General features: G+C 42.8%; 5 protein-coding genes. All 5 read left to right on the top strand.

The features are described from left to right. Positions 1–11: 11 nt before the first annotated feature. The 5 genes from L4D19_RS00320 to L4D19_RS00300 all read left to right on the top strand — a co-directional run bounded on the left by L4D19_RS00320 (position 12) and on the right by L4D19_RS00300 (position 6,796). Positions 12–785, top strand: coding sequence for a thioesterase II family protein (locus L4D19_RS00320; protein ID WP_428450646.1), 774 nt, complete (start codon positions 12–14; stop codon positions 783–785). Next, positions 785–1,888 (top strand): acyltransferase family protein, encoded by a 1,104-nt coding sequence (locus tag L4D19_RS00315; protein WP_428450645.1) that lies wholly within the window; start codon positions 785–787, stop codon positions 1,886–1,888. Before L4D19_RS00320 ends, L4D19_RS00315 begins: the two co-directional genes overlap by 1 nt. 277 nt (positions 1,889–2,165) lie before the next feature. Continuing rightward, positions 2,166–4,259 (top strand): TonB-dependent receptor, encoded by a 2,094-nt coding sequence (locus L4D19_RS00310; protein WP_428450644.1) that lies wholly within the window; start codon positions 2,166–2,168, stop codon positions 4,257–4,259. 33 nt (positions 4,260–4,292) lie between these two features. Further along, the gene (locus L4D19_RS00305; RefSeq protein WP_428450643.1) at positions 4,293–5,498 is read left to right on the top strand and encodes an MFS transporter; all 1,206 of its coding nucleotides are present in this window, start codon (positions 4,293–4,295) and stop codon (positions 5,496–5,498) included. Positions 5,499–5,611: 113 nt separating this feature from the next. Then, complete coding sequence (locus tag L4D19_RS00300; protein WP_428450642.1) at positions 5,612–6,796, top strand: thiolase family protein; 1,185 nt, start codon at positions 5,612–5,614, stop codon at positions 6,794–6,796. Positions 6,797–6,806 lie beyond the last annotated feature (10 nt).

Here is a 6,806-nt window from a genome sequence, read left to right as displayed (position 1 = left end):
GTGATTTTATTATGTCAAACCGATGGCTACCATTTCCGTCTACCAAAACATCAGTAGAAATAGATGTGTATTGTTTACCGTATGCAGGAGGAAATGCCAGTATATACCGTCAATGGGACAATTATTTGCCTGAATGGATTGCGGTTCATCCCGTGGAATTTCCAGGGCACGGGGTTCGTATCTGTGAAGATCTAGTGGCAAGCGTGCCTGAATTAACAGAGGAGCTGTTTATTGACTTGCTGGCACAACAACGACGACCTTTTGCGTTGTTTGGTCATAGTATGGGGGCTGGGTTGGCTTTTCATTTAGCCGATTATGCCCTACAGCGAGGTGTTGTTCCTCATGCATTATTTGTCTCAGGACGTCAGGCTCCAGTCATTGCTAAAGGGATCCGACCTCGTGTTAATTTGTCTGATGCGGAACTTATTGAAGAATTGATGTTTTTGAATGGGTCTCCTCCAGAAGTGTTGGAAAATGAAGAGCTGATGTCTTTTTTATTGCCGATAATACGTTCTGATTTTTCATTAAGTGAGTGGTTACTTCGTTATGACGCAAATAAGAAAATATCGATTCCAATCCACGTTATTGGTGCCAAAAATGATGCTGAGGTTGATTATCGAGAGTTAGACTTATGGCAGAAAAATACACATGAACAAGTTGTGATCTCTTTGTTAGAAGGTCAACATTTCTTCATTCATGAACAGGGCAGAGTAGTATCAGAATTAATGGCCTCAGATCTTCAATATCTTTTGAATGCATTTGGTGAGCTTAAGGTGAAGTATTAATGCAAAGTAAGAACATAAAATATATGCCCGAATTAGATCATATTAGGGGCTTTGCTGCATTCATGATTCTTTTTTATCATGGGTTACACATTTTTTCTTACCAACTGCGCTTCGACAAACCGTTTAATTTTACTCACTGGATTGAAACTGATAATCCATTGATGGCGCTATTGGCAGAAGCTCATGTTTCGTTGTCTCTTTTTATGGTTTTGAGTGGCTTTCTACTGGCATATGGAAGTACGGGTAAAAACATAAAATATAGGATATTTCTGTATAATCGAATGCTACGTATTTATCCGTTGATGATGCTGTTCTTGATTGCTGGTATTTGCGCTTTCCCTAAGCAGTTTGACTTTCAATCTTTTTTACAAACAGCTGTTATGATGGGGAATATTAATGGCAGGCTTGATATCTGGCCTTTTACGGCAATGTTTTGGGCTATAGCCGTTGAATTCCAGTTTTATTTGTTATTTCCATTGCTTATGTTATTACTTAATCGTAATGGGATGAAATTCATATTAGCGTTATTGGTATTGATGATTTTGCTACGTTTTATTGGGGTGATGCACGGTGCCAGTCCGCGTGATATGAGTTACTGGACTTTACTGGGAAGAGCCGATCAGTTTTTACTTGGTATGCTAGCTGGAAATGCACTGGCTTCTGGAAAGAAAATAAAGCATCCAATTTATTTAGCCTTGGGTGCATTGGGTTTTATATTTTTGGCGTTTTGGTTTAATCACCAAGGAGGATGGCCTGTTGATGAAGTATGGCGAATCTTTATTCCTCTCGTTGAGGCTATAATATGTGTCAGCTTTATCGTAGGTTATTGTGCTGTGGTGAAATGGTTACCTACGCGCCTTTGTCAGGTGTTTAAATCATTAGGAATGCTTAGCTTTTCAGTTTACCTATGGCATTACGTGGTGATAAGCACCATTCAGAAAGGGCAGTGGTGGCTGACTGTCACCAATGACCCATACTATGATGCTCTTATTACAACATTATTACTTGTTTTGCCTGCGAGCTTAATGCTGTCCACTTTGACTTGGTATGCAATTGAAAAACCGTTCCTCGGTATGCGAAAGCGTTATATTGCAGTCAGCTAAAGAAAATGAATCACTGTATTTAATTCAAATGGATGTCGCCAAATGGAAGCATGGAAGCTTCCTCACTGTATGTATTTATAAGCTTATCACTAGTAGTTGCCAGCAACATTGATTGGATCTGGTTATTGTTCTGTCAGTCATACATTGTTCAGTGAAAGCAACAAATTTTACTGAAATTCCGCATTCTGTTGTAAAAGCTCCCTTTTCTAATATTCATCCTTAATGAGAATGGCTATCGTTACGCTTTCTGGGTGACCATATTTTCAAAGGATCTATAATGCCTATTCGTATGACACTGCTCGCCGCATCAGTGGTGTTCGCTTTATCTATAAAAGCGCAAGCTTCTTCAGAGCTTCAATCGCAAAATAATTCATCGTCAGCGAACCGTCCTGCAGAGGTAATGACGGTGACAGCCACCAAAATGGAAGAGAATGTAAGGGAAATTCCAGTGTCGGTGCAAGTTACGACGGGAGAAGAGCTTGAGCAAAAGGGCATTTATAGCCTAGAGCCATTTATGAAGACCTTGCCAAACGTTGCCATTTCAAATAACTATGGTGTGTTTTCTTCACCCAGCTATCGTGGTTTAGCGACATCAGCATTTGCTCAAGAGTCACCAATAACTGTTTATATTGATGGTGTACCGCATTCCTCCGTTTATGGTATGGATTTAGGTTTGTTGAACGTTGAGCGTGTTGAGTTCCTTCGTGGTACACAGAGTACTTTATATGGTCAGAGCAGCCTTGGTGGTGTTATCAACGTGATAACACGTAAATCAAGCGGTGAGCCTGAAGGCAAGTTGGTCGCGGAAATCGCTGAACGTAACACTAGAATGATTTACGGTGCATATGGACAAGACTTGATTGAAGATGTTCTGAGTTTTAATATCGCAGGGCGTTTTCGCGATAGTGATGGCCACTTAACTAATAATTATCCGGGTTCCAGATCTGACTATGATGAATCTAAAGCTAATCAATATAATGGTCACTTTAGATGGAATATTTCAGATCGGACTCACGTTATATTGAGTTTTAACGGTGAGGACCGAGATGATGGCGGTCTCCCTTTTTATGCTGAAAATGATGGTTCGTTAATAACGCGTCAAGAAGTTGATGCAAAAAATAGTGTTAAAGTGGCAGAACAGGCTCTTAAAGTTGAACATGAAGCGGATAGATTTGTTGTTACTTACCTAGCTGCCAACCAACAGACTTCTGCGCAGCATATTTCAGACATGGATCGCACTAATGGGTCAGTATCTCCTGCTTTGGGAAACTTTGATGGCGCAAAATTCATTGATGATTCCGATATTGAAACACAATCACATGAATTGAGATTTAATTCCAATAATAGTGATATACGCTGGATTGGCGGGGTTTTCTATCAAGATAATTTATACGACGCTAAGGATAATGGCACTGTTGTTCCAAATTCGCTCTTTGGACCTATGGAGTCACATAATATGACTGACGTTACCGGCGAACAGTACGCAGTGTTTGGCCAGAGTACGTTTAATGTAACCGATAAACTTGAAGCGACGCTTGGACTGCGATGGCAAAAAGACGAGAAGAAAATTGACTCATCGAATAGTACCATCATGTCTGGTATGGAAATGACTAGTGAATATAACCGAGATGCATCGTGGGATGTCTGGTTGCCTAAGGCAGCATTTGGTTATCAACTAGGCAATGAAAATTTGCTTTACGGTAGTGTTTCGAAAGGTTATCAATCCGGAGGTTTCAATTTTACTGAGCTCAACCCAGATAATGCTAAATATGACCCGCAAGAAACTATTGATTATGAGTTAGGGGTAAAATCGTCGTGGTTTGAAAATCAGCTCATTTTAGACTTGAACCTATTTTACTTGGATATCAAAGATGCTCATGGGCGAAGCATTAGCGCATTGAATCAAATTTCATTTTTCAATGTCGATAAAGCCCGTAGTTATGGTGCAGAGTTTGATATGAATTGGTTCATTAATATGGACTGGTCGCTAACTAGTGTTACCGGGCTGAACAAAGCTGAATATAAAAGCAATGAATTTGCTGGTAAACGAATGGCAAATGCTCCCCAGTTTACTTCAGCGCTTACGTTGAATTACGATGGCTATCAAGGCTTATATGGGCATCTTACTTATAACTATCGCTCATCAACTTATACTGACGCAGCCAATACCTTAAAAATTAATGGTTACGGTTTAGTTGATGCTCATATCGGCTATAAAATTGATAACTATACCATGTATATCTTTGGTTCAAACTTGTTGGATGAAGCATACGTGACTAACTACTATGCCTTACCTTTCCCTGGGCCTGCACCTATAGCCGGCGCTGGTCAACCAAGAACACTCGGTTTGGGTCTGTCTGTAGACTTCTAATGCCGGTTTGATCACAAAGATAAGGTATCAGCTATGCCTAAAATAACGACTTGGATATTACTGTGCGGGCTTGCGACTGTCGGAGCTGGCCAATCCATCATATTTTCTGTGCTACCGCCGCTAGGGCGACAAATCGGAATGCCCGATTATCAAGTAGCGTTGATTTTCACCTCAGCAGCGCTTGCTTTTATGGTTTCTGCCCCTTATTGGGGGAGAAAAAGTGATGAATGGGGCCGAAAGAAGATCATTGCTTTTGGTTTTCTTGGTTATGCAGCTTCTACCGGTTTGTTTGGCTTGTTTGGCGACTTAGGGCGATTCGGAGTTATTACGGCGACTTCGGCTTTCTTCTTTATGGCAATAGCGCGCTTGTTTTATGCTCTATTGTCTAGTGGGGTCTTCCCTGCAGTCCAGGCTACGATTGCGGAGTCTACTGGTGAAGAGAACCGCTCATCGGCAATGGCTTCTATCCAAGCTGCATATGGCATTGGGATGATTGGCGGGCCAGGGATAGCCTCACTGTTAGTGGTCTTATCTATCACCCTGCCTTTGTATGTTTCAGCCGTTATTTCTGCCGTAGCAGGTGTACTTGTTCTTGTGATTATGCCTGAAGGAAAGACAAAGTCGGCCAGTAAAAGCAAAGTTAAGCTGAAGCCAACTGATTCGCGTATTTTCTTTTTGCTGCTTACCGGTCTGGCATATTTTATTGCTTTCTCCGGGTTGATGCAGGTTACCGCATTCAGGTATCAGGACTTGTTCCAACTCGGCCCAGAACATGCTGCGGCACAAACGAGTATTGGCTTCGTTTGTTCAGCTATTGCTACTATTGTAACGCAGTTGCTGATAATCGGCCGAATGCGTTTATCGCCAGCAAATCAGATTGTAGTTGGTCTGACAGCCGGTGCAGGGGCTTTCTTCCTGATGGCTTTGCCGGAACAGCTATGGCAGATGCATGCTCTCTTTGTGTTGTTTGGTGTATCCGTTGGCATGATGACCACCGGTTTCAATACTGCGGTGACATTAGCTGTCGATAGCAATGAGCTAGGAGCTGCTTCTGGTCTTGCTGCAGGGACTCAGGCTGGTGGTTATGTGGTAGGTCCTCTGCTTTCGGCGTTGTTATATCAGATAAAAGCCGAGTTACCTTTCCAGCTTTTTGCATTATTACTAGGACTGTTTTGTGTCTTGGTGGTGATGCGTTGGAAAAGTATACCTGAGCAGCCGAAACAACCCGCTGCGCAATAGCTAAACAGGCCAGTTATCGTTCTCACAATTCATTTGGTAAGTGAAGTGCTCTTTTCCATAAATATGGGAAAGGGCATAGTTCGATATTGGCTGCTAAATATAGGATTTAAGCAATGCTTGAAGAAATAGTTATTGTGAATGCAGCTCGAACAGCAATGGGAAGGTTTCAGGGCCAACTTAGTTCATTGACCGCAGCAAAACTAGGCTTAGCGGTTTGCAAGAGTGTCACTCATGCTGAATCACTTTCTCGTATCGTAGATCATGTTGTGCTGGGGCAGGGGCTTCAGGCTGGTCATGGACAGAATCCAGCAAGGCAGATAGCAATGCAAGCCGGAATTGATTCTTCTGCGGTCGCCTACAGTTTAAATCAAGTTTGTAGTAGTGGGTTATTGGCCGTTATTCAGGCCTCTCAGTGTATCGCGCTTCGAGACTCAGAGGTGGCGATTGCAGGCGGAACGGAAAGTATGTCCAATGCCCCTTTTCTACTTAATCGCTCGACAATTCAGCCAGAGGCTTTGGGTGAATTGCGCCTGATGGATAGCTTGATGCAAGACGGATTAACCTGTGCCATTAACGGTGAAAAAATGGGTATGACGGCTGAGCGCATTGCTAAAGCCTATCAGATAAGCCGTGGTGAGCAAGATGCTTATGCACTACTGTCTTCGCAGCGATTAAAAGCGTCTGCGCTTGCCGGGCAATCGGCGCAAGAAATAGTGCCAGTCCATTATTTGGCTAATGGAAAGGTTCAAATTGCTGACAAAGACCAACTTGTTGATAGTAATGTCGATGAACAATCCCTTTCAGCCTTGCTTCCTGCTTTTACTGCCCATGGAACTGTTACCGCTGGAAATTCGTCAGGAATTAACGATGGCGCGGCTGCCGTATTACTTATGTCTGCCAAACGTGCAGCTCAAGAGGGAATTGAGCCTATGGCGAGGGTTCTTGCCTGGTCTTCGGTAGGATATTTGCCAGAAATGATGGGAATGAGCCCAGTACCTGCAATTAATCAGTTATTGCAGAGGGCTAGAATGACTATCCAAGACATTGATCAGTTTGAAATCAATGAGGCTTTTGCGGTTCAGGTTCTCGCAATTATGCGAGACCTGGGTTTGGACCCTGACAAAGTGAACCCACGTGGTGGAGCATTGGCGATGGGGCATCCTATTGGCGCATCGGGCGCACGTATTCTTGTTACGCTCCTGCATTCAATGAAAATGAAAGACGAGTCACTTGGTATCGCCACAGTATGTGCCGGAGGTGGTCAGTCGACGGCAATACTTGTTGAACGTTTGTCATGATAATTCGCAA

Origin of the sequence: Photobacterium kasasachensis (assembly GCF_050336885.1) — a bacterium.
GTDB classification, from domain to species: domain Bacteria; phylum Pseudomonadota; class Gammaproteobacteria; order Enterobacterales; family Vibrionaceae; genus Photobacterium; species Photobacterium kasasachensis.
This window is presented reverse-complemented; position numbering and strand designations above follow the sequence as displayed.

Coding starts and splice junctions, on each gene's coding strand:
- L4D19_RS00305 (WP_428450643.1), top strand. CDS start 4,293: ATGCCTAAAATAACGACTTGGATATTACTGTGCGGGCTTGCGACTGTC.
- L4D19_RS00300 (WP_428450642.1), top strand. CDS start 5,612: ATGCTTGAAGAAATAGTTATTGTGAATGCAGCTCGAACAGCAATGGGA.
- L4D19_RS00310 (WP_428450644.1), top strand. CDS start 2,166: ATGCCTATTCGTATGACACTGCTCGCCGCATCAGTGGTGTTCGCTTTA.
- L4D19_RS00315 (WP_428450645.1), top strand. CDS start 785: ATGCAAAGTAAGAACATAAAATATATGCCCGAATTAGATCATATTAGG.
- L4D19_RS00320 (WP_428450646.1), top strand. CDS start 12: ATGTCAAACCGATGGCTACCATTTCCGTCTACCAAAACATCAGTAGAA.